Below are 19,799 nucleotides of genomic sequence, written 5' to 3'. Positions count from 1 at the left end.
CCTCCGCCCCGTCCGGGCGGGCTGATGTTTAAGTTTGGATGTCTGCCAGTCGTATATACCGCCGCAGGGAATACTCCCCGTCATGGGCCTCCCCTGGGAAGGTGCGGGACATCTCCCCCGCCCGGGTGATTCGGGTCACCCCCGCCCGGGCCAGGAGGGCGGTCAACTCCTCCCGCTCCTCCGCTCGGCACAGCAGGCCCGCCGTCTGGAGCCGCCCCTTCTGCCGGCGCAGGACGGGAATCAGCTCCTTCCGGGGCAGGCACTTTACCAGCACGTTTCCATATAAGGGAGAGAGCTCCAGCTCCCGCTCCTGCTTCAAAGTGAGGGAGCAGCCCTCCCCGAACCAGGTTTTGTCCCCGGCCCCCTCCGCCAGGCGCTCCAGGCGGTAGGTGTGGGTATACAGGGCAGCCTGAGCCGCTCCGTCCCGGTTCCGCTCCCGGGCGGCCCGGTTCAGCAGGGGGAGGAACGCCTGGCAGAAGGCCTCCCCCTCCTCCAGCCGGTCCGTGTCCAGGTAAATCACCTGACAGGAGGAGCACAGCAGCCCGCCGGTGCGGACGATGTGACGGGCCAGGGTGGACCACTCCGCCTCCCGGTCCTCGTATCCGGCCACATAGGCAAAGCTCAGGCGGTGGCCCCACTCCATGAGCTTACAGCCCGGTGGAGCCAGCCTCCGCAGGGCGGACACCGCCCCGTCCCCGCCCCAGGTGACCACTCCGTCCGCCAGGGCGGCCAGCCGCTCCAGGGTGTCCGTATCCTTGGAGGACACCGCAAAGGCGTACAGCCAGGGGGCCAGCCGGGGCTCCCGCTGGGTGAGCAGTTTCAGGGCGGCCAGGGTCAGCCCCCGGTCCCCGTGGGGGAGCTTGATGAGGTTGAGATTCCCCGTGAGCAGCCCCTCCAGGGCGCTGAACAGGGGAAGCCCCGGCTGGTTGCCCGGGGTTATGTGGAGGAGCATCCCCAGGGGCTGAACCAGGGTCCGGCCAAAGGGCCGCTCCACTTGGCTCCCCGGCCGCAGGTCCCCCAGCTCCAGCTGGAGCCGCTCCTCCAGGGTCTCCCGGCGGATCATCCCCCGCACCTCCCGCAGCTCCTCCAGCGCGCTCGGGGGCGCGTACTGGGCCAGCAGAGGGTCCAGCTCTCCGGAATCCAGAGCCCGGCCCAGGCTCTCCACCGCGTCCAGCACCATGTCCACGTCCAGGGGCGGGCCGGACCGGGTCTCATTCAGCCGCTCCTCCAGCGTGTCCAGGAGGGCGGGCAGCTCCTCCTGAGGGAGCAGCGCTCCGGCGGCAAAGATCACGAGAATCCCTCCCCTCTGCCCAGCAGTTCCGCCGCACCGGCGGCGCAGGTCTGAATCTCCGGCATGCCCACCCGGCCCAAAATGGTCAGGTAGGGGGAGTTAATTCCGCAGCCGCAGTCCTCCCCCGGCTGGAGCACCCCCAGGTCGTCGGTGACCACGCTGGTCACGGGGGTGGCCCGGTTCAGGGGGGTGATAAGATTCACCAGCCCCGTCTGCCCCATGGGCAGGGGCTCCAGCGTCCGCACATCCCGGATGAGCACCCGGGCGTAGATGGGCACATGGAAGTGGTGATGTTTACAGGTGTTGTAGAAAATGGGGTGCTCCACCGCCCCGAACAGCTCGTGGATGTGCTCCTCCCCGACGTCCAGCACCTTCCGAGCCAGGTCGTAGAGGACCGACTTGTCCACCTGCTGGGCAGCGTGCTGTTTCCAGCCCCCTGCCAGCAGGATCTGAGAGCCGGGTCTTAATTTGAGAGACACCCCCAGCTCCTCCATCCGCTTCAGGCCGAACCACAAATAGGAGGGGAAGCCCACAATGCGGGTGGGGAAGGGGGAGCGAGCAAATTGGGCCAGGGCTCTGGCCGCCCCGTCCAGGTCGGGGACATATTGGCCGCCCTCCATCCGCAGGGCGTAGAAGCGCCGCAGGGGCGGGGCGAAGAAGGTCAGCCCGAACATGGTCCGGGTGACCCCGATGGAATTTTCCCGGTGGGGCTTGTAGCCCAGCACCACGTAGTTGGCCGGGCGGGGGGACACCAGTCCGTGCCTCCAGCCCAGCTTCAGTACCATGGGGATCTCCGCGAAGATGGCCCCCCAGTCAAAGCCCACCCGGCTGAATTTTCCGCTGGTCCCCGAGGAGGTGACCTTCATCCCCATCCGCCACTTTGGCATGGAGAACAGGGCGTGGCGCTTGAAGAACAGGGTGGGCACCATGGGGACGGCGGACAGGTCCCCCGTCTCCACCAGGGTTTTGGGGGAGAAGCCCAGCCCCTGGGCAATGGCGCGGTACTCCGGGCACCGGCCCATGTGCCAGGCGCAGTTGTCCGCCACCGCCTGAACGAACCGCTCCTGGGTCCCCTCCAGGTCGTAGGGGTCCCGCGACCAGAACAGTCTCTGCCGGCTGAACATGGGGCACCTCCTCACCCAAGCTCTCTCCACTCTTCACTCTCTACTCCACGTCCCGGTAGTAGAGCCCCCGGGTGAACTCCCCGGGCTTATGCCGCCCCCTGCCCAGGTAGCGCTCCAGCACCCGGACGCACTCCTCGGGGGACTCGGTGGTGAACATGAGCCGCACCGACGTCAATCCCAGGCGCTGGTAGTCGGCGGCCTTGTCCGCCAGGAACAGGGTCTTGCCGTTCAAGATCTCATTGCGGCAGCCCCAGGCCTTCACCACCGGGAAGTGCTCCCCCTTCCGGTCCACCAGCCGCTGTCCATCCTCGCAGGAGTGGCGGCCGGTGTGGTTGTGGATGATGCAGTTCTCGGTGATCATCAGGGGCAGCTGCCCGTAGACGATGGCCTCCATGGGGATGGCCTTGGACAGGTCCCGAATCTGGGCAAATTTCAGCTCGAAGGAGGCGGTGGCCCCCTCCACCCCCAGCTTTTTCAGCTCCTTGAGGGTCTGGCTGTTGTACACCCCGATGCCGAAGTCGCTGCGGACCTGGAAGCCCAGCTCCCTGGCCCGGCGCACCCCGTCCAGGGTGCCCGCCAGGGCCTCCTGAACCCCCAGCTCCTTGACGGCCTCCAGCTGCTGCTCCAGCTGGGGCAGCTCCCGGTCCCAGCAGATGCGGGGGAGCTGGACGGACACAGCCACCCCCGCATCCTGACAGCGGCGGACCGCGTCGGGGCAGGCCGCCCCCTCGTCACAGGGGATGTAGATCCGCTCCGGCTTTAAGGCCAGCAGCTCCGGGGTAATCTGCTCCGCCCGGCGCACCGACACCGTGAGGGCGGGGGGCGCCTTGGGGTTCTCATACCGCACCCCGGGGTGGTACTCCCCGGTGTTCCGCTCCGGCGGGCGGGCGCGCTCCTGGGAGAGCTTCTCCAGCACCTGTCGGCGTAACGCGTTCAGGGCGGACAGGGGGAGAGAGAGGCCCTCGTCCACCCGGGCGGTGGCCTTCTCGCAGTGGAACGGGGTGCCGCCGGTGCGGCCCAGCTGCCCCTCCACCTTCTCCCGGGTGAGAGGGACGTTCACCGCCGCCTCGGGCACCGGCCCCTCCACCTGGACCACCCGGCCCTGAGCGTCCTCCGCCGCCACCTGGGCGGGCTCCCCCACCTGAATCCAGGCGTACAGCCGCACGGGGGTCTTGCGGTTCTCCCCGCTCTCATAGGTGGTGCGGGCCTGGGCAAAGAGCTCTCTGGGGTCCTCCCCCTCCTGGCGGGTGCCGAACATGTCGGGCCCCTTCTGGTCCAGGAAGTAGCCCTGGGTGAAGCCCTGGCGGGAGAAGGCGGCCTCCAGCTGCCGCAGCTCCTCCGCCGTGGGCTCCCGCCCCTCCCGGAGGGCGTCGGCGTACACCCGGGTGACGATGGCCACGTACTCGGGGCGCTTCATGCGGCCCTCCAGCTTCAGGCAGGCCACCCCCATGTCCTCCAGTTCCTTCAGGTAGCCCACCAGAGACATGTCCTTCAGGGAGAGGGGGTACTCGTCCGCCCGCTTGCCCCAGCCGTATTTCAGCCGGCAGGGCTGGGCGCAGAGCCCCCGGTTTCCGCTGCGCCCCCCGATCACGGAGGACAGATAGCACTGGCCCGAGTAGCACATGCACAGCGCCCCGTGGCCGAACACCTCGATCTCAATGGGGGAATTTTGGCAGATGTACGCGATCTGGTCCCGGCTCAGCTCCCGGGACAGGACCGCCCGGGTCATCCCCAGGTCGGCGCACTCCTTCACCCCGTCCAGGGAGTGGACGGTCATCTGGGTGGAGGCGTGGAGGTGAACGTCCGGGGCCACCTGCCGCAGCATCCGGGCCACCCCCAGATCCTGGACGATGACCGCATCCACCCCCATCTCGCTGATCTCAGCGGCCACCTGTGCCGCCTTGGGGAGCTCCCGGTCGGTGAGCAGGGTGTTCAGGGTGAGATGCACCTTGGTATCCCGGAGATGGCAGTAAGAAACCGCCGCCGCAGCCTCCTCCCGGGTGAAGTTCTTCGCGTTGCGGCGGGCGTTAAAATCGCCGTAGCCCAGATAGACGGCGCCGGCGCCGTTTTGGACCGCGGCCTGGACCGACTCCATGGAGCCGGCGGGAGCGAGCAGCTCCAGCATGGGGCAAGCCTTCCTTTCCTGAAATTTCACCGGGCGGAGCGGGAAATTCCGCTCCGCCTGGCCCGGTTATCCTTTGTGATTCTGGAGCTTGAAGATCTCACGCTTGGACTCGGACAGCTCCATTTTCAGCTTGGCGTTCTCATCCAGGCCCTCCTTGATCTGGCGGCGCAGATTCTCACTGGCCTCCTGCTCCTTTAAAAACTGGTCCGCAATGTTCATGGCGGCCAGCACCGCGGCGTCGGACCAGCCCAGGCGGGCCCCGTTCATCACGTCCCGCACCTGACTGTCCACCAGGGCGGCACAGCGCTTCACATAGTCCTCGCCCTCCTCGGCCACCATGGTGTACTCCTGACCCGCGATGGAAACGGTGATCTTGTTCTTCATCCGAAATCCCCTCCAACAAGCCTTGTATTTGTCCGGTTTTCCGGCCCTCAGGCCGGAATTTCCCGCAGAGACATAGTAATATGGACATTATAGCATAGTTCCCAATGTTTGAGAAATAAATTTACCATGAATTTTTTATGTCGACGGGGATTTTTTGCACGGAAGTGTCAAGGAGGATCGGTCATCTGCCGGCGGGAATTTCGCCGCCTGCGGGCGGCGAGTGACTTTGCCCCCGGCGGCAAAGTCACCAAAACGCCGCCGGGGACGGCTCCAGAGGAGCACCGTTCCGGTGCTCATAGTCGCCTTTCCCCGGACCCCATTTACGGGGGTTACCCCTTAGAGTGGTCATAAAATTTCCGGCACGCAAAATCTGAGTGGCACTCTAAATTCCCGCCGGGCCACTGGGCCCTGGCTGTCCCAAAATTGAGGGCTGGTGCAGTTCCACCGCCGCGCCTGTCTTTGCCGAGCCAACGCTCCCAATGCAAACCTGGCGGGAGGCCCAAGGGTCTCCCCTACCCGACTCTGTAGCTGTCTTGGTTATGCCGTAGGGGAGGGGCTTGCCCCTCCCGCAAAGCCTTCCCCTTTAGGGGAAGGTGGCTGGCCGAAGGCCAGACGGATGAGGGGAACGGTCCCAGTTATAAAGGCGGTCGGTTTGAGCCGTAGGGGCGGCACACCGGGCCGCCCGAAAGCGATGCCGCAACAGATAAGGCGAGACAGCCGACAGCCATCCCGCCTTTACGCAATGTTTGTTCTCTCATGCCAGGGAAAACGCCCACAAATTGGTGATCTGCCCGGCCAGGGTGTCGTAGTCCCACAGCTTCTCGCTGTTGGAGCGCCGGTTGGGGTCCCGGACCTGGAACTTCCCGTCCTCCAGCCCGGAGAGGACAATGAAGTGGCCGCTGGTGGTGAAGTCCCCGGGACCCACGCTGCAGATGATGGGCTCCCCCGCCGCCAGGGCCTTCTCCATCACCGACTGGCTCAGGGGCAGCTCCCGGGCGGTGACACCGAAATGTGTCCCTCCGGCGGACATGAGCTCCCAGCTGGTGCCCACCCCATCCACGTAGTACCCCATCTCCTGGGCGTACTGGGCCACCGCGCAGGGGGTGGCGGTTCCGTCCCCGGTGAGGCCGCAGATCACCATGGACAGGGCGGTGGGGCCGCAGCCGTTGAGGGCCATGGGCCCGTCCCCGTACTGGGCACTGCCCCAGCGGGGGTCCCACTGGAGGAGCAGAGGGATGGTCCCCCGCTCCGCCTCCTCCACGGTCTCCGCCGGGGCCCTGTCCTTTTCCTGGGGATAATCGGCCACAAAGTCCACCGTCTCCGGGTTGCGCACCGCCAGCTCCAGCAGCTCCCGCGGGTAGTCCTCCAGGTGGGCGAGGATGTCCCGGGCCCGGGGCTCCTCCCGGGCCAGCTCCTGGAGCTGAGCCTGGAGGCCGTCTCCCACCGCTTCCGCCTCTCCCTGCTCCGAATGGGAGTCGGGAGGGGGCGTATCGAGGGAGTGGGACCTGACAAAGCGCCCCCGCAGGAAAAGCACGCCGCCCACCAGAAAGAGGATCAGGACAATCCCCGGCACAGGGAGTCTCCGGCGGCGCTTTTTCCGGCGGCGGGGCTGGGCTGGGGCCTGTCCCGTCCGGCGGGGGTCGCGGGGATCAGAATAGGAAGGCATAAGGGACTCCTTTCCAAGCACAGGCGGTATGAGCCGCCGTAATTCTTTCCACACAGGCTCCGGTTTTTGTGGAAAGACGGAGCCCGCTTTTCTTACCATACTCTGAAATTCTTAAAATCACAGGAAAGAAATCTTAAATTTTTCCGAAACCTCTCTGCCGGATGCAAAAAGCGCCCAAGGCGGCATAGCCGCTTTGGGCGCCTGGGCGTTCGGATGTGCGTTCACCCCATGTTGGAGAAGCGCTCCACCGCCTTGGCGAAGTTCTGGATGGTTTTCTCCGCGTCCCCGTGCTCGATGCCGTCCCGGACGCAGTGCTGCAGATGGCCCTCCAGCACCACCTGCCCCGCCTTGTGCAGGGCGGACTTGGCGGCGTTAATCTGAGCCAGGACGTCCTCACAGGGCACGTCCTCGTCCACCATCCGGTCGATGGCCTGCACCTGCCCGATGATTTTCCGCAGGCGGCGGTGGAGGTTGTCCGCATCCATACACTGTCTCATAGGCTCGTCCCGTCCTTTCTTCGGCATAACATTTGTCACATGGTATCACAAACGGAGGGCTTTGTCAAAAGCGAGGCGCCGGAAGCCGGGCGCAGAAACTCCCCCGGCAACGCCGGGGGAGTTGGGTTTTGTCTGCGGGCTCAGGTGCCCAGATAGGCCTTCTTGACCGCCTCGTTGGTGAGCAGCTCCCGACCGGAACCGGTGAGGGTGATGCGCCCGGTCTCCAGCACATAGCCCACGTCGGCGATGCGCAGGGCCATGTTGGCGTTCTGCTCGATGAGCAGAACGGTGACCCCCTGCTTGTTGATCTCCTGAATGATGTCGAAGATGCCCTTCACCACGATGGGGGCCAGGCCCAGGGAGGGCTCATCCATCATAATGATCTTGGGGCGGGACATGAGGGCCCGGCCCACGGCCAGCATCTGCTGCTCGCCGCCGGACAGGGTGCCCGCCGCCTGCCAGGACCGCTCCTTCAGCCGGGGGAACAGCTCATACACCCAGTTCAGGTCGTCCTCCAGGCTGTCCTTGCGCAGGTATGCGCCGATTTTCAGATTCTCCAGCACGGTCAGATCGGGGAACACATGCCGCCCCTCGGGCACCAGGGTGATGCCCTTGGACACGATGCGGTCGGGGGACAGGGCGGTGATATCCTCCCCCTGGAGGTGGATACGCCCGTGGGCGGGCTTCACCAGACCGGCGATGGAGCGCAGGGTGGTGGATTTGCCAGCCCCGTTGGCCCCGATGAGGGTGACGATCTTCCCGTCTGGCACCTCAAAGGTGATGCCCTTCACGGCCTCGATGCCGCCGTAGCTCACCTTCAGTTCGTCAATCTTCAGCATCGTCTGCCACCCCCAAATACGCCTCGATGACCCGAGGATTATTCTGCACCTCCGCGGGAGTGCCCTGGGCGATCAGCTTGCCGAAGTCCAGGACATAGATGCGGTCAGAGATGCGCATGACCAGGTCCATGTGGTGCTCGATCATGAGGATGGACAGGTCGTACTCGTCGCGGATTTTGTGGATAAAGTCGGTGAGCTCCTGGGTCTCCTGGGGGTTCATGCCGGCGGCCGGCTCGTCCAGGAGGAGGAGCTTGGGCTGGGTGGCCAGAGCTCGGGCGATCTCCAGACGGCGCTGGAGGCCGTAGGGGAGAGAGCCGGCCACCTCGTCCTTCAGATGGGAGAGCCCCTGCTCCTCCAGCAGGGCCATGGCCTCCTCCCGCATGCGCTTCTCCTCCGCGCGGTTCAGGCGGAAGGTGGCGGAGAACACGTTCTGCTTGGCCCGCATGTGCTTGGCGATCAATACGTTGTCAAATACAGACAGGGCGGAGAACAGGCGGATGTTCTGGAAGGTGCGGGCGATGCCCAGCTGGGTGATCTTGTCGGGGGTGGGAGAGAGGACCTTGTCGGAAAAGGCCAGAGGGTCCTTGGCCTGGATGGGGGCCTTGCGCTCCTCCAGGGTCTGGTCGTAGGCCTTCTGGAGGGCGGCCTTCGCCTCCGGATCCTGCTCCGCCTCAATGGCGGCCAGGGCCTCCGGGTCGCCTACATCCAGCCGGGCGGTGTACAGGGTGCCGTTCTCCCCCAGATAGCTCTTGGCCATCTTTCCCTGGGGGTGGTTGCGGACCATGGGCTCCTCACAGAAGGTGACCAGGCCGTTGGTGGGCTCATATACCCCGGTGATGCAGTTGAAGGCGGTGGTCTTGCCGGCGCCGTTGGGGCCGATGAGGGCCACGATCTCCCCCTTGTTCACCTCCAGGGACAGGTCGTTCACCGCCACCACGCCGCCGAACTGCATGGTGACGTGCTCCAGACGGAGGATGTTTTCCACTTGGCTCATTTTACCGCCTCCTTACTGGTTTTCTTTCGGCGGAACAGCAGGTCGGTGAACTCCTTGTTCCCCATCATGCCCTGGCGGAAGAAGAGCACCACGATCATGATGATGATGGAGAAGACCACCATGCGGAAGCCGTTCCGGGCGAAGGGTATGGTCAGGGACCCGGAGATGATGAACCACACCCACCAGACCATGAGCAGCAGCCCCACGATCCACACGATCAGTTCCTTCCAGAACGCGTCCCCGGACTTGCGGCGGCGGCGGATCAGCATGGCGGAGGTGCCCACCACGGCGGCGGCGAAGAGGATGATGAACAGGATGCGGCTGGTCTCCGTGGGGGAGGAGAAGGCCTGGGTGTTGTCCAGGAACCGCAGCCACCACTCGGAGCAGGCCACATACAGGAAGGTGGCCAGGCACGAGCCGGAGATGGAGCCGATGCCGCCGATGACCACGATGAGCAGAATCTCATAGGTCATGGTGGAGGTGTACACCTTGGCCTGGGCGTTGTTGGCGAACATGGCGAACAGGGCCCCGCCCACCCCGGCGAAGAAGGAGGAGATGCAGAAGGCCAGCCGCTTGTGCTTGGCCAGGTTGACCCCCATGGCCTCGGCGGCGATCTCGTCCTCCCGGATGGCCTTGAAGGCCCGGCCGTAGGAGGAGTTGATGAGCATGACGATGACCGCGATGCACAAAATGGCGATGAGGAAGGGGAAGAAGGTGGACAGGCGCAGGATCACCGTCCCGTTGGCGTCGGTGATGTTGAAGTTGTTGAAGGTGGGGATCTGGGTGATCATGTTGGCGCCGTTGGTGACCGGGCCCAGGGCCTGCCACTGGAACACGGCCCGGATGATCTCCGCAAAGCCCAGGGTGGCAATGGCCAGATAGTCGCTCTTCAGGCGCAGCACCGGCAGGCCGATGAGGAAGGCGAAGAAGGCGGCCACGCAGCCCCCCAGCAGGATGGCCAGCACCACGCCCAGGATGAGGCCGGTGGGGGTGTCCAGCCCGCCGAACAGGTCGGGCAGGGAGAAGGACACCGCCGAACCCCCGTACAGATAGTACACCGTGTCCTTGGCGGACATGGGGACGGTGAGGATGGCGTAGGTGTAGGCCCCCAGGAGCATAAAGCCCGCCTGGCCCAGGGAAAACAGACCGGTGAAGCCGTTGAGCAGGTTCATGGACACCGCCACCAGGGAGTAGACCGCCGCCTTTTTCAGCACGGAGAACAGCTGGCTGGTGGGCAGGAAGATGCTGGGCACCGCGCTGGTTCCCAGGAAGGTGCTCAGATTCTCCAGCAGCACCACTAAGAGCAGGACAGCCGCGGCGAAGATCAGGCCGGCCACGGCGCCCTTTCTGCTTTTTCTCTCTTGGATCATAGTTGACGCTCCCTCCCTTAGACCTTGTCGGTGGCCTTTTCCCCAAACAGGCCGGTGGGCTTAAAGACCAGAACAATGATGAGCAGGGCGAAGGTAAAGGCGTCCACAAAGGTGGTGGCCCCCTCGAAGGGGAGGATCTTCACGAAATTCTCGCAGATGCCGATGAGGAAGGCCCCGATCACCGCCCCGGGGATGGAGCCGATGCCCCCGAACACCGCGGCCACGAAGGCCTTCAGGCCGGGCATGGCCCCCGAGGTGGGGACGATGGCCGGGTAGGTGGTGAAGTAGAGCATGGAGCCCACCGCCGCCAGGGCGGAGCCGATGACGAAGGTGGCCGAGATCACCGAGTTGATCTTGATGCCCATGAGCTGGCTGGTCTCAAAGTCCTTGGCCACCGCCCGCATAGCCATGCCGATCTTGGTGTGGTTGATCAGCTGGGTGAGGACGATCACCAGGGCCACTACCAGGAAGGGGGTGAGGATGACCACCCACTTGATGGGGGTGCCGGCGATGGTGACGGTCTCCCCCAGGAAGGGGAGGGTGGGGTAGGTCATGGGCTGGCCGCCGGTGACATAGGTGGCGGTGTTCTGGAGCAGGTAGCTCACCCCGATGGCGGAGATCATTACGCTCATCCGGGGGGCGGAGCGCAGGGGCTTATAGGCCACCCGCTCGATGCAGAAGCCCAGGGCCACCGTCAGAACCAGCACCAGCACCAGGCTGGCCGGGATCACCGCCGCCGGGGGCAGGTAGGCCGTCAGGCCGGAGGTGAGGTAGATGCCCATGAGGCCGGCCACCATGAACACGTCGCCATGGGCGAAGTTGATCAGGCGGAGAATGCCGTAGACCATGGTGTAGCCGATGGCGATCAGGGCGTACTGTCCTCCCACCGAGATGCCGAACAGCAGGGTGGAGATAAAGAATTCCATGGAAAGTCCTCCCTATTTGGGTTTTGTTTCCCGGACCGTCTCAACGAGCGGAGGGTCCCTCCGCCCTTTGAGGCAGCCCGGAAACCGGAACATAAGGCTTGGCGGGGACCCGGGGCCCCCGCCAAGCCAGCAGCTGTTTCTAAGGATACCGGGCGAGCGGATTACTGCTCAACCGTCTGGACGGTTTCCAGCTCCCAAGCGCCGTCGTTGGTGGAATGCTTGATGTAGGCGGTGTCCCGGATGGCGTCGCCGTTCACGTCGTCAAAGGCGATGTCGCCGGTGACGCCGGTGTAGGTCACGTCCCACAGGGCGGACTTGATGGCGGCGGGGTCGGTGGAGCCGGCGGCCTTGATGGCCTCCAGCGCCACGTAGTAGGCGTCATAGCCCATGGCGGACACGGCCGCGATGGTGTCGTTGCCGCCGTTGGCGTCCAGGGCGCCCTCAGCGGTGTTGATGTACTCCTTGATGCCCGCGTCGAAGTCGGCGTTGCCGCCCTCCTGATAGAAGGTGGACACGTAGAGCTGGATGTCGGTGCCGCTGATCGCCTCCAGGACCATGTTGTCGTCCAGGGTGTCGGAGCCCAGGAAGGGGGCCTCGATGCCCAGGGAGGCGGCCTGGCTCAGAATCTGAGTGGCGTAGGCGATGGAGACGGGGGTGAAGATGACGTCGGCCCCCTCGCTCTTGGCCTTGTTCAGGTAGGTGTTGAAGTCGGAGTTGTTGGTGGGGAAGGAGTCGGTGATGACGGTGCCGCCGGCGGCCTCGAAGGCCTGGGTGAAGTAGGCGATCAGGCCCTGGTCGTACTCGTTGCCCGCCTCGCCCAGGCAGTAGGCCACCTCAGCGTCGAAGTTATCCATGGCGAAGTTGGCCAGGACGGTGCCCTGGAAGGGGTCCAGGAAGCAGATGCGGAAGTAGTAGTCGTTGCCGGCGGTGACGTTGGGGTTGGTGCAGGTCACGCCGATGGCGGGGATGCCGGCGCTGCCGAAGGTGGGGCCGCCGGCAATGGACACGCCGGAGCCGTAGGAGCCCAGCACCAGAGAGACGCCCTCACTCACCAGCTGGCTGGCGGCGGTGGGGGCCTTGTCGGTGGAGGAGCCGTTGTCCGCGTAGACCAGCTCCACGGTGTACTCAGTGCCGCCCACTTCCACCGTGGGGGTCAGGGAGTTGGCATACTGCATGCCCAGCATCTCCTTCTTGCCGCCGGAGGCGGAGTCGCCGGTGGCGGGCTCAAAGACGCCGATCTTGATGACGTTCTCCCCGGAGCTGGAGCCTCCGGTGGACGCGTCGGAGCCGGAGACGGAACCGGAGCCGGTGTTCCCGCCGCAGCCGGCCAGAGCGCCCATCAGAAGGGCGGCGGACAGAGCAGATGCAAGAATTCGTTTCATGTTCATACTCCTCTCGTTTTGAGATGGTTGGCGAAAACTGTCTATCGGTGATAAACACTTGTTCGCTTAATAAGCACATTATAGCGGAACCCGCCCGGGAATGCAAGGGCGAACCGGGAAAAATTTCAGCTTTGTGAAAAGGAGCCAAGCTTTTTGAGGAAATTTGAGGGAATTTGTAGGAAACAGCCGTGGAAGCCCGGCGGCTCTTTGCCTGGAAAGGCCCTCCGGTCCCCAATGGCGCGGCCCGGCAGATTTTCTATGTCTGTGGGAGACGCACAGCGCAAAGCCGCCCGTCCCGCAGCGGGCGGGACGGGCGGCTTCACAGCAAACTGGAGCTTCAAATGTCAGCTTTGCGACAGGCGGTACAGGAGGGAGGGGCGGCCGCCGGTGTCATAATTGATGCGGCTGGTGGCCTCTCCCCGCCCCACCAGATAGGTGAGGTAGCGGCGCACGGTAACCGAGGAGAGCCCCACCTGCTCAGACAGGGCCTCACAGGTGCAGCCCTCCCGGGGCGCCTGGGCCAGGCACTCCCGCACCCGGGCCAGGGTGCGCAGCTGCAGCCCCTTGGGGACGGGGGCGGCGCTGCGGCCGCTGGAGAGCATGGCGTCCAGGTCCTCCTGGCTGACGCTGGTGTGGGCGGAGATGGCCTCCCGCTGGCGGCAGAAGGTGTCCAGGGCCTGCTGGAAGCGCCGGGCGGTGAAGGGCTTCACCAGATAGTCCGCCACCCCCAGCTTCAGAAGGGCGTCCACCGTTTTGCTGTTGTTGGCGGCGGTGACCATGATCACGTCCAGGGTGATCTCCTCCGCCCGCAGCTCCCGCAGCAGCTCCAGGCCGGACATGCGGGGCATGTACACGTCCAAAATCAGCAGCTCCACCGGGCGCTTCCTCAGCCACTCCAGGGCCTCCTGGCCGCTGTGAAAGACGGCGGCCAGGGAGAAGCGGGGGTCCCGGGACAGAAAGGTCTGGTTGATGGAGGCGATCATGGGATCGTCCTCCACGATAACAGTGCGATACATATATGATCTTGCTCCTATCAGGGGCTCCCCGGAGCGCCGCCCTGGGGAGATGGTGTGGAGTGGGCCGGGAAGGAGAGGAAGAAGGAGGTGCCCGACTTGGGCTCGCTCTCCACCCGAATCTGGCCGTGGTACAGGTCGGTCAGGTCCTTGATCTGGACCAGCCCCAGGCCGTGCCCCGCCTCCCTCTTGGTGGACACCCCCGGCTCGAAGATGTAGGGGAGCAGCTCGGGCAGAATGCCCGGTCCGGTGTCCTCCACGCACAAAAGCAGGCCGTCCGGGTTTTCCAAAATAGATACGTGGATCTCCTTCTGCTTCCGGGTGGAGTGGTTCAGGGACTCGGTGGCGTTTTCGATCAGGTTGCCCAGAATGGTCACCATCACCCCGGAGGGCAGCATGTGCTCCTCCCCGGACAGGGAGCTTCTGGGGTCCACCTGGAGCTGGATGCCCAGCTCGGCGGCCCGGCTGGCCTTGCCCACCAGCAGGGCGGCCACCGCCGTGTCCTCGATCTGGTTCATCACCCGGCTCACCGACTGGTGGTGGACCTCCGACACGTCCAGGATATACTGCTCCGCCTGCTCCACCCGGTCCAGCTGAATGAGGCCCAGGATGGTGTGGAGCTTGTTGATGAATTCGTGGGCATAGGCCCGCATGGCCTCCACCAGGTGGCGGCTGCCGGTGAGGGCCTCGGCCAGGTTGGTCACCTCGGTGCGGTCCCGGAACACCGCCACCGCCCCCACGATCTCCCCGTCTTCCCAAATGGGCATCCGGTTGGCCAGGACCTCCTGGCTGCCCGGCATCTGCTTCAGATGGACATTGTACTCCGGCTTTCCGGTGGTGAGCAGGCGGGGCAGCTGGGAGGCGGGGTAGATCTCCAGCAGGGGCCGCCCCAGCACCTCTCCGGCGTCCTTGGCCCCGAACATTCCCAGGCACGCGGCGTTCATATAGGTGATCACGCAGTCCCGGTCAATGGCAAGGATGCCCTCGTCCAGGGCCTCCAGAATGTCCTCCCGCTGGTGGAAGAGCTTGCGGAACACATCGGGCTCATAGCCCATGAGGGAGTCCTTGATGGCCCCCGACAGGTGCCGGGAGAAGAGCAGGCCCACTCCGGCGGCCAGGAAGGTGAGGATGGCGAAGCAGGCCACCGTGTCGATGACCGTCTGGTGGACGCTGCGCACCCCGATGCCCACCGAGACAAAGCCCAGCAGCTCCCCCTCCTCGTCCGTCACCGAGGCCAGGGCCCGGTGCTCCAGTTCGGAGACCCCGGCGCCGGTATCCACCTGGGTGCTCTCCCCGTTCAAAACGGATAAAGACTGATACTCCGGGTACACTGTCCCTTCATAGGAGGGATCGGGGCTGTAGCGGATGATCCCATCCCGGTCGGCCACCACAATGGCGTCGATGTCCTTGACCCGGGAGATGGTGCTGTCCAGATATGCCGTCAGAGTCTCTTTGCCGCTGCGGCCGGAGAGCACCTCCGCCACCTGGGGGGACTGGGCCAGCACCTGGGCGGAGTTCATCAGGTTTCGGTCCATGGACTGATACTCCATGCGCAGGGAGAACAGAAGCGTGGTGGTCATCCCCATCATGGCGGTACTCAGCACCAGAAACAGGCTGAGTGATCGAATCCGCTGGCTGATGGATCGTTTTGCTGGCCTCTTCATAAAAATCCCCCTTCTCAGGCGGCGCGCCGCCGCTGCTCCGATACGAAATCCTCCCCACTGTACTCGTCTACGAAATATATTATAAAGACAGGATATAAAACTGTCAAATACACGCAAGGATTTTGTTAATTTTCCCACCCTTCCGTTTTTTTTACTTTCATAAGGGTATACAAACGCGGCCGGCCGCCCTTAAGATAGGGCCGGAAATCATCCTGGAGAGGAGGGATGGCTTTTGGAGGAAGTCAAAGCGGAATTGACCGCCCAGCTGGAGAACCCGGTGGCCTTCACCATACCTGTTTTGGGCGGCATCCCGGTATCCCAGTCGGTGGTGGTGTCGTGGATCATCATGGCCGCCCTCACTCTGGCCGCCATCCTGCTCACCCGGAACCTGAAACCGGTCCCCGGGCGGCGGCAGCTGGTGCTGGAGATGTTTGTGGGGCTTATCAACAACTTCAGCCGGGACATCATCGGCAAGGAGTGGAGGCGCTTCGCCCCCTGGCTGGGAACGGCGGCCCTGTATATCACCTGCGCCAACCTGATCGGCCTTGTGGGACTGGTCCCCCCCACCAAGAACCTGAACGTGACGGCCGCCCTGGGCCTGAGCAGCATGGTGGTCATCTACACCGCCGCCTTCCGGGTACACGGGGTGAGAGGGGGCTTCGGCCAGTTTCTAAAGCCGTCGCCGGTGATGCTGCCCATCAACATCATGGAGGTGGCCATCCGGCCCCTGTCCCTGTGCATGCGGCTGTTCGGCAATGTGCTGGCCGCCTTCATCGTCATGGAACTGGTAAAAATGGTGGCGCCGGCAGTGGTCCCGGTGGCCTTCAGCCTGTACTTCGACATCTTTGACGGCATCATTCAGACCATCGTATTTGTATTTCTCACCGCCATCTTCATAGGGGAAGCCCTGGAAGAGGAATAGAACCGCAATTCAAACCAACAGACCTGATCATTGAGGAAACACAATTAGGAGGAGATCATTATGACAACCGCAATCGCAGCCGCAGTGGCTATCGTCCCCAGCACCCTCGCCGGCGTCGGCATCGCCATCGCCACCGGCAAAGCGGCCGAGTCCATCGCCCGGCAGCCTGAGGCCGCCGGCCAGATCCGCAGCAGCATGCTCATCGGCTGCGCCCTGGCGGAGGCCACCGCCATTTACGCATTCATCACCGCCCTGGCCATCCTGATCCTGGGCTGAGCGGCCCTGATTTGGAAAGGAGGCGTGCGCCGTGCTGAATCTTGATCCCTGGACGGTCCTGTGGACCGGGATCAACCTGGTTGTGCTCTATCTGCTCATGCGTCATTTTCTCTTCAAGCCGGTGACCGCCATGATGGAGCAGCGCACCAAGGCCATCGAGGACGGCCTGTCCCAGGCGGAGGCGGCCAAGCAGGCGGCCCAGGCCCTGGACCAGGAGAACGAGGCCAGGCTGGCCCAGGTCCGCGGCCAGGCCGACCAGATCGTGGCCCAGGCCAAGCTGCAGGGGCAGCGGGAGTATGACCAGATCATCTCCTCCGCCCAGGCCGACGCTCAGGCCATCCGCGCCGACGCCCAGGCACAGATGGAGGCCGAGCGCCGTCAGATGCTCCAGGATGCCCAGCAGCAGGTGGCCGCTCTGGCCCTGCTGGCGGCGGCCAAGGTGTCCGGCCGCGCCATGGACCAGGCGGGCGACCGGGACCTGGTGGAGGATTTTCTGCGGGAGGCGGGTGATCTCTGATGGGAGAGCTGGCGGACCGCTATGCCCAGGCCTTCCTGGAGGCCGGGGGCGACGGAGCTGAGCTGGCGCGCTGCGCCCGGCAGCTGGAGGAGGAGCCTGTTTTGTGGGAGGCCCTCTGCAGCCCCGCTGTGACCCCGGAGGAGAAGGGGCGGGTCCTGGCCCGCCTGCCCGAGGTGGCCCCGCCCGGCCCCGCGGGCAGACTTCTGACCCTGATGGCGGAGAAGGAGCGGCTGCCCCTGCTGCCCCAAGTGGTCCAGTCCGCCCGGCGGCTGGCTCTGGAGCGGGAGGGCGGAGCCCTGGGAACCGTGACCTGTGCCCGGCCGCTGACGGAGGATCAGCTGGGCCGGCTGAAGGAGACCCTGTGCCGTCTGCACCGCCTCAAAAAGGTGGAGCTGGAGGTGCGGGTGGACCCCGCCCTGCTGGGGGGGCTGCGCCTGGAGCTCCAGGGGGTCACCTATGACAAGAGCGTGCGGGGCGGCTTGGATGCCCTGGCCCGGACGCTGGGAGAGGGGAGAGCGCTGTGAACGCGAGACCGGAAGAGATTGTCTCCCTCCTGCGGGAGGAGATTGAAGGATACGACAACAAAACCCGCCGCACCGAGGAGGGCACCGTCCTGGAGGTAGGCGACGGCATCGCCACCATCTACGGCCTGGACCGAGCGGTGTACGGCGAGCTGGTGGAGTTTGACACCGGGGTCCGGGGGATGGTTATGGATCTGTCCCGGGACACGGTGGGCTGCGTCCTACTGGGGGCCGAGACCGGCCTGCGGGAGGGCAGCACCGTCCGCCGCACCGGTCAGCCCGCCGACGTCCCTGTGGGCGAGGGCATGCTGGGCCGGGTGGTGGACGCCCTGGGCCGCCCCATCGACGGTCTGGGCCCCATCCACACCACCGAGAGGCGCCCCATTGAGCACGAGGCCAGCGGCGTCATCACCCGGGAGCCGGTGACCGTCCCCCTGCAGACGGGCATTCTGGCCATTGACGCCATGGTGCCCATCGGCCGGGGCCAGCGGGAGCTGCTCATCGGCGACCGCCAGACGGGCAAGACCGCCATCGCGGTGGACACCATTCTGAACCAGAAGGGGCAGGACGTCATCTGCATCTACGTGGCCATCGGCCAGAAGGCCTCCTCGGTGGCCCGGGTGCGGGACACCCTCCAGAAGCACGGGGCCATGGACTACTCCATCATCCTGTCCGCCACCGCCAGCGAGCCCGCCCCCCTGCAGTACATCGCCCCCTACGCCGGGGCGGCCATGGGGGAGTACTTCATGGACCAGGGGAAGGACGTGCTCATCGTCTATGACGACCTGAGCAAGCACGCGGTGGCCTACCGGGCACTGTCCCTGCTGCTCAAGCGGTCCCCCGGCCGGGAGGCCTACCCCGGCGACGTGTTTTACCTCCACTCCCGCCTCTTGGAGCGGGCCTGCCGCCTGACCGAGGAGTTTGGGGGCGGCTCCATGACCGCCATCCCCATCATCGAGACCCAGGCGGGGGACGTGTCCGCCTATATCCCCACCAATGTCATCTCCATCACCGACGGGCAGATCTATCTGGAGACCGACCTGTTCTTCGCCGGACAGCGGCCCGCCGTCAACGTGGGCCTGTCCGTCTCCCGGGTGGGCGGCGCGGCCCAGACCCGGGCCATCAAGCGCACCGCCGGCACTATGCGCATCGACCTGGCCCGGTTCCGGGAGCTGGAGATTTTTACCCAGTTCTCCTCCGATCTGGACCCGGCCACCCAGAAGACCCTGGACCACGGCAAACGGCTGCTGGAACTGCTCAAACAGCCCCTCTATCAGCCCATGCCGGTGAGCCGCCAGGCGGTGCTGCTGTATATCGGCACCAACGGCCTGCTGGACGAGGTGCCGGTGGAGCAGGTGCGGGACTTTGCAGTCCAGTTCGTGGACCGTATGGAGCACCAGTATGTGGAGCTCATGGAGGAGATCCAGTCCACCGGCAACCTGTCCGGCGTGGCGGTGGAGACCATCCGCGCGGCGCTGGCGGATTATAAGAAGGAAAAGCTGCCAGGAAATTGACTTTTTGCAGGGATGCATTTTCGAAAGTTTAGGTGCAGGGTTTCGCCCTGCGGGGCGAGTTTCTTTCTGGGTGCCCAGAAAGAAACCAAAGAGGCACCAGGGCGCGGCTCAGGATGAGCGCTTCGCGCTCATATTCGCCGCCCCTGGACCCCATTTTACGGGGGCCGCCAATGCGGGAGGCCGGCAATCATCGCAAAGGCGCGGGCGGACATGGGATTGGTTTCCGGTCTATCACCGCTGCCGCTGAGGGTCCGGTAACCTTTGGCGGTGCTCCTCCTGATTGAAAGCGCGCCTTTTAGGCTGGTGGGGCTCAAGTTCGGCTCAGGGGACGGCGTCCCCCAGGGTGTCTCTTGGTGCCCGTAGGGGCGGCACACTGGGCCGCCCCTACAGCGGACAACGCACAGCATCCAAGAGAGCACCCTCATCCGCCCCCTTCGGGGGCACCTTCCCCCTTAAAGGGGGAAGGCTTGATGGGAAAGGCCCCCTCATCCGTCTGGCCTTCGGCCAGCCACCTTCCCCCCAAGGGGAAGGTTTGGGGCGAAGCAGGATTCGCGCCGGGAGCGTTGGTGGGCAAACCCAGGCGCAGAAATTGAACCGCACCAGAGGTAAATTTTGCGCACTCAGGGCCCGGTGGCCCGGATGAAAGCGCACCCACGCACTCCTGATTTTGCGCGCCGGAAGGGCTGCACCACAAGCAGGAGAGCACTCCCGTAATGGGGGACTGGGGGCCGACTCCCCCTGTCAGGGGGAGATGTCGCGAAGCGACAAAGGGGG

General features: G+C 64.9%; 18 protein-coding genes. 5 read left to right on the top strand and 13 right to left on the bottom strand.

Annotated elements, in window-relative coordinates:
- Window positions 1-28 precede the first annotated feature (28 nt).
- The 13 genes from H6B31_RS12315 to H6B31_RS12255 all read right to left on the bottom strand — a co-directional run bounded on the left by H6B31_RS12315 (window position 29) and on the right by H6B31_RS12255 (window position 15,275).
- Window positions 29-1,291, bottom strand: a complete 1,263-nt coding sequence (locus tag H6B31_RS12315; protein ID WP_346014075.1) for an acyl-CoA reductase — start codon at window positions 1,289-1,291, stop codon at window positions 29-31.
- Complete coding sequence (locus tag H6B31_RS12310) at window positions 1,288-2,415, bottom strand: LuxE/PaaK family acyltransferase (protein WP_204898793.1); 1,128 nt, start codon at window positions 2,413-2,415, stop codon at window positions 1,288-1,290. The genes H6B31_RS12315 and H6B31_RS12310 overlap by 4 nt, the downstream gene beginning before the upstream one ends.
- 40 nt (window positions 2,416-2,455) lie before the next feature.
- Window positions 2,456-4,540, bottom strand: coding sequence for a U32 family peptidase (locus tag H6B31_RS17565; RefSeq protein ID WP_204898792.1), 2,085 nt, complete (start codon window positions 4,538-4,540; stop codon window positions 2,456-2,458).
- Window positions 4,541-4,606: 66 nt separating this feature from the next.
- Window positions 4,607-4,924 carry a cell division protein ZapA gene (locus H6B31_RS12300; protein ID WP_204898791.1) on the bottom strand — a complete coding sequence of 106 codons (318 nt, stop codon included), beginning with the start codon at window positions 4,922-4,924 and terminating at the stop codon, window positions 4,607-4,609.
- Window positions 4,925-5,678: 754 nt separating this feature from the next.
- Window positions 5,679-6,590 (bottom strand): C39 family peptidase, encoded by a 912-nt coding sequence (locus tag H6B31_RS12295; RefSeq protein WP_204898790.1) that lies wholly within the window; start codon window positions 6,588-6,590, stop codon window positions 5,679-5,681.
- 221 nt (window positions 6,591-6,811) lie between these two features.
- Window positions 6,812-7,087: a metal-sensing transcriptional repressor gene (locus tag H6B31_RS12290; protein ID WP_204898789.1), complete on the bottom strand. Its 276-nt coding sequence runs from the start codon at window positions 7,085-7,087 to the stop codon at window positions 6,812-6,814.
- A gap of 140 nt (window positions 7,088-7,227) precedes the next feature.
- Window positions 7,228-7,926: an ABC transporter ATP-binding protein gene (locus H6B31_RS12285; RefSeq protein ID WP_204898788.1), complete on the bottom strand. Its 699-nt coding sequence runs from the start codon at window positions 7,924-7,926 to the stop codon at window positions 7,228-7,230.
- Window positions 7,913-8,920 (bottom strand): ABC transporter ATP-binding protein, encoded by a 1,008-nt coding sequence (locus H6B31_RS12280; protein WP_243419031.1) that lies wholly within the window; start codon window positions 8,918-8,920, stop codon window positions 7,913-7,915. The genes H6B31_RS12285 and H6B31_RS12280 overlap by 14 nt, the downstream gene beginning before the upstream one ends.
- Window positions 8,917-10,290 (bottom strand): branched-chain amino acid ABC transporter permease, encoded by a 1,374-nt coding sequence (locus H6B31_RS12275; protein WP_204898787.1) that lies wholly within the window; start codon window positions 10,288-10,290, stop codon window positions 8,917-8,919. Before H6B31_RS12275 ends, H6B31_RS12280 begins: the two co-directional genes overlap by 4 nt.
- Before the next feature lie 17 nt (window positions 10,291-10,307).
- Window positions 10,308-11,216, bottom strand: coding sequence for a branched-chain amino acid ABC transporter permease (locus H6B31_RS12270; RefSeq protein WP_204898786.1), 909 nt, complete (start codon window positions 11,214-11,216; stop codon window positions 10,308-10,310).
- A 161-nt stretch (window positions 11,217-11,377) separates the two neighbouring features.
- Window positions 11,378-12,598, bottom strand: coding sequence for an ABC transporter substrate-binding protein (locus tag H6B31_RS12265; RefSeq protein WP_204898785.1), 1,221 nt, complete (start codon window positions 12,596-12,598; stop codon window positions 11,378-11,380).
- Between the two features lie 344 nt (window positions 12,599-12,942).
- Window positions 12,943-13,614 (bottom strand): response regulator, encoded by a 672-nt coding sequence (locus H6B31_RS12260; protein ID WP_204898784.1) that lies wholly within the window; start codon window positions 13,612-13,614, stop codon window positions 12,943-12,945.
- A gap of 17 nt (window positions 13,615-13,631) precedes the next feature.
- Window positions 13,632-15,275: a sensor histidine kinase gene (locus H6B31_RS12255; protein WP_204898783.1), complete on the bottom strand. Its 1,644-nt coding sequence runs from the start codon at window positions 15,273-15,275 to the stop codon at window positions 13,632-13,634.
- 232 nt (window positions 15,276-15,507) lie between these two features.
- Between H6B31_RS12255 and H6B31_RS12250 the strand changes: the two genes are divergently transcribed.
- The 5 genes from H6B31_RS12250 to atpA are packed head-to-tail and all read left to right on the top strand — an operon-like array spanning window position 15,508 to window position 19,025.
- Window positions 15,508-16,197 carry a F0F1 ATP synthase subunit A gene (locus tag H6B31_RS12250; RefSeq protein ID WP_087290702.1) on the top strand — a complete coding sequence of 230 codons (690 nt, stop codon included), beginning with the start codon at window positions 15,508-15,510 and terminating at the stop codon, window positions 16,195-16,197.
- Window positions 16,198-16,257: 60 nt separating this feature from the next.
- Window positions 16,258-16,473, top strand: coding sequence for an ATP synthase F0 subunit C (gene atpE, locus H6B31_RS12245; RefSeq protein ID WP_204898782.1), 216 nt, complete (start codon window positions 16,258-16,260; stop codon window positions 16,471-16,473).
- 31 nt (window positions 16,474-16,504) lie between these two features.
- Window positions 16,505-16,990 carry a F0F1 ATP synthase subunit B gene (atpF, locus tag H6B31_RS12240; RefSeq protein WP_204898781.1) on the top strand — a complete coding sequence of 162 codons (486 nt, stop codon included), beginning with the start codon at window positions 16,505-16,507 and terminating at the stop codon, window positions 16,988-16,990.
- A complete protein-coding gene (gene atpH, locus H6B31_RS12235; RefSeq protein ID WP_204898780.1) occupies window positions 16,990-17,514 on the top strand; it encodes an ATP synthase F1 subunit delta in 525 nt (174 codons plus the stop codon). Before atpF ends, atpH begins: the two co-directional genes overlap by 1 nt.
- The gene (gene atpA / locus H6B31_RS12230) at window positions 17,511-19,025 is read left to right on the top strand and encodes a F0F1 ATP synthase subunit alpha (RefSeq protein ID WP_204898779.1); all 1,515 of its coding nucleotides are present in this window, start codon (window positions 17,511-17,513) and stop codon (window positions 19,023-19,025) included. Before atpH ends, atpA begins: the two co-directional genes overlap by 4 nt.
- Window positions 19,026-19,799 lie beyond the last annotated feature (774 nt).

The organism is Pseudoflavonifractor capillosus (assembly GCF_016899775.1).
Classification (GTDB): domain Bacteria; phylum Bacillota; class Clostridia; order Oscillospirales; family Oscillospiraceae; genus Lawsonibacter.
Note: the sequence above shows the minus strand (reverse complement) of the source record. Positions and strands in the feature narration are given on the sequence as shown.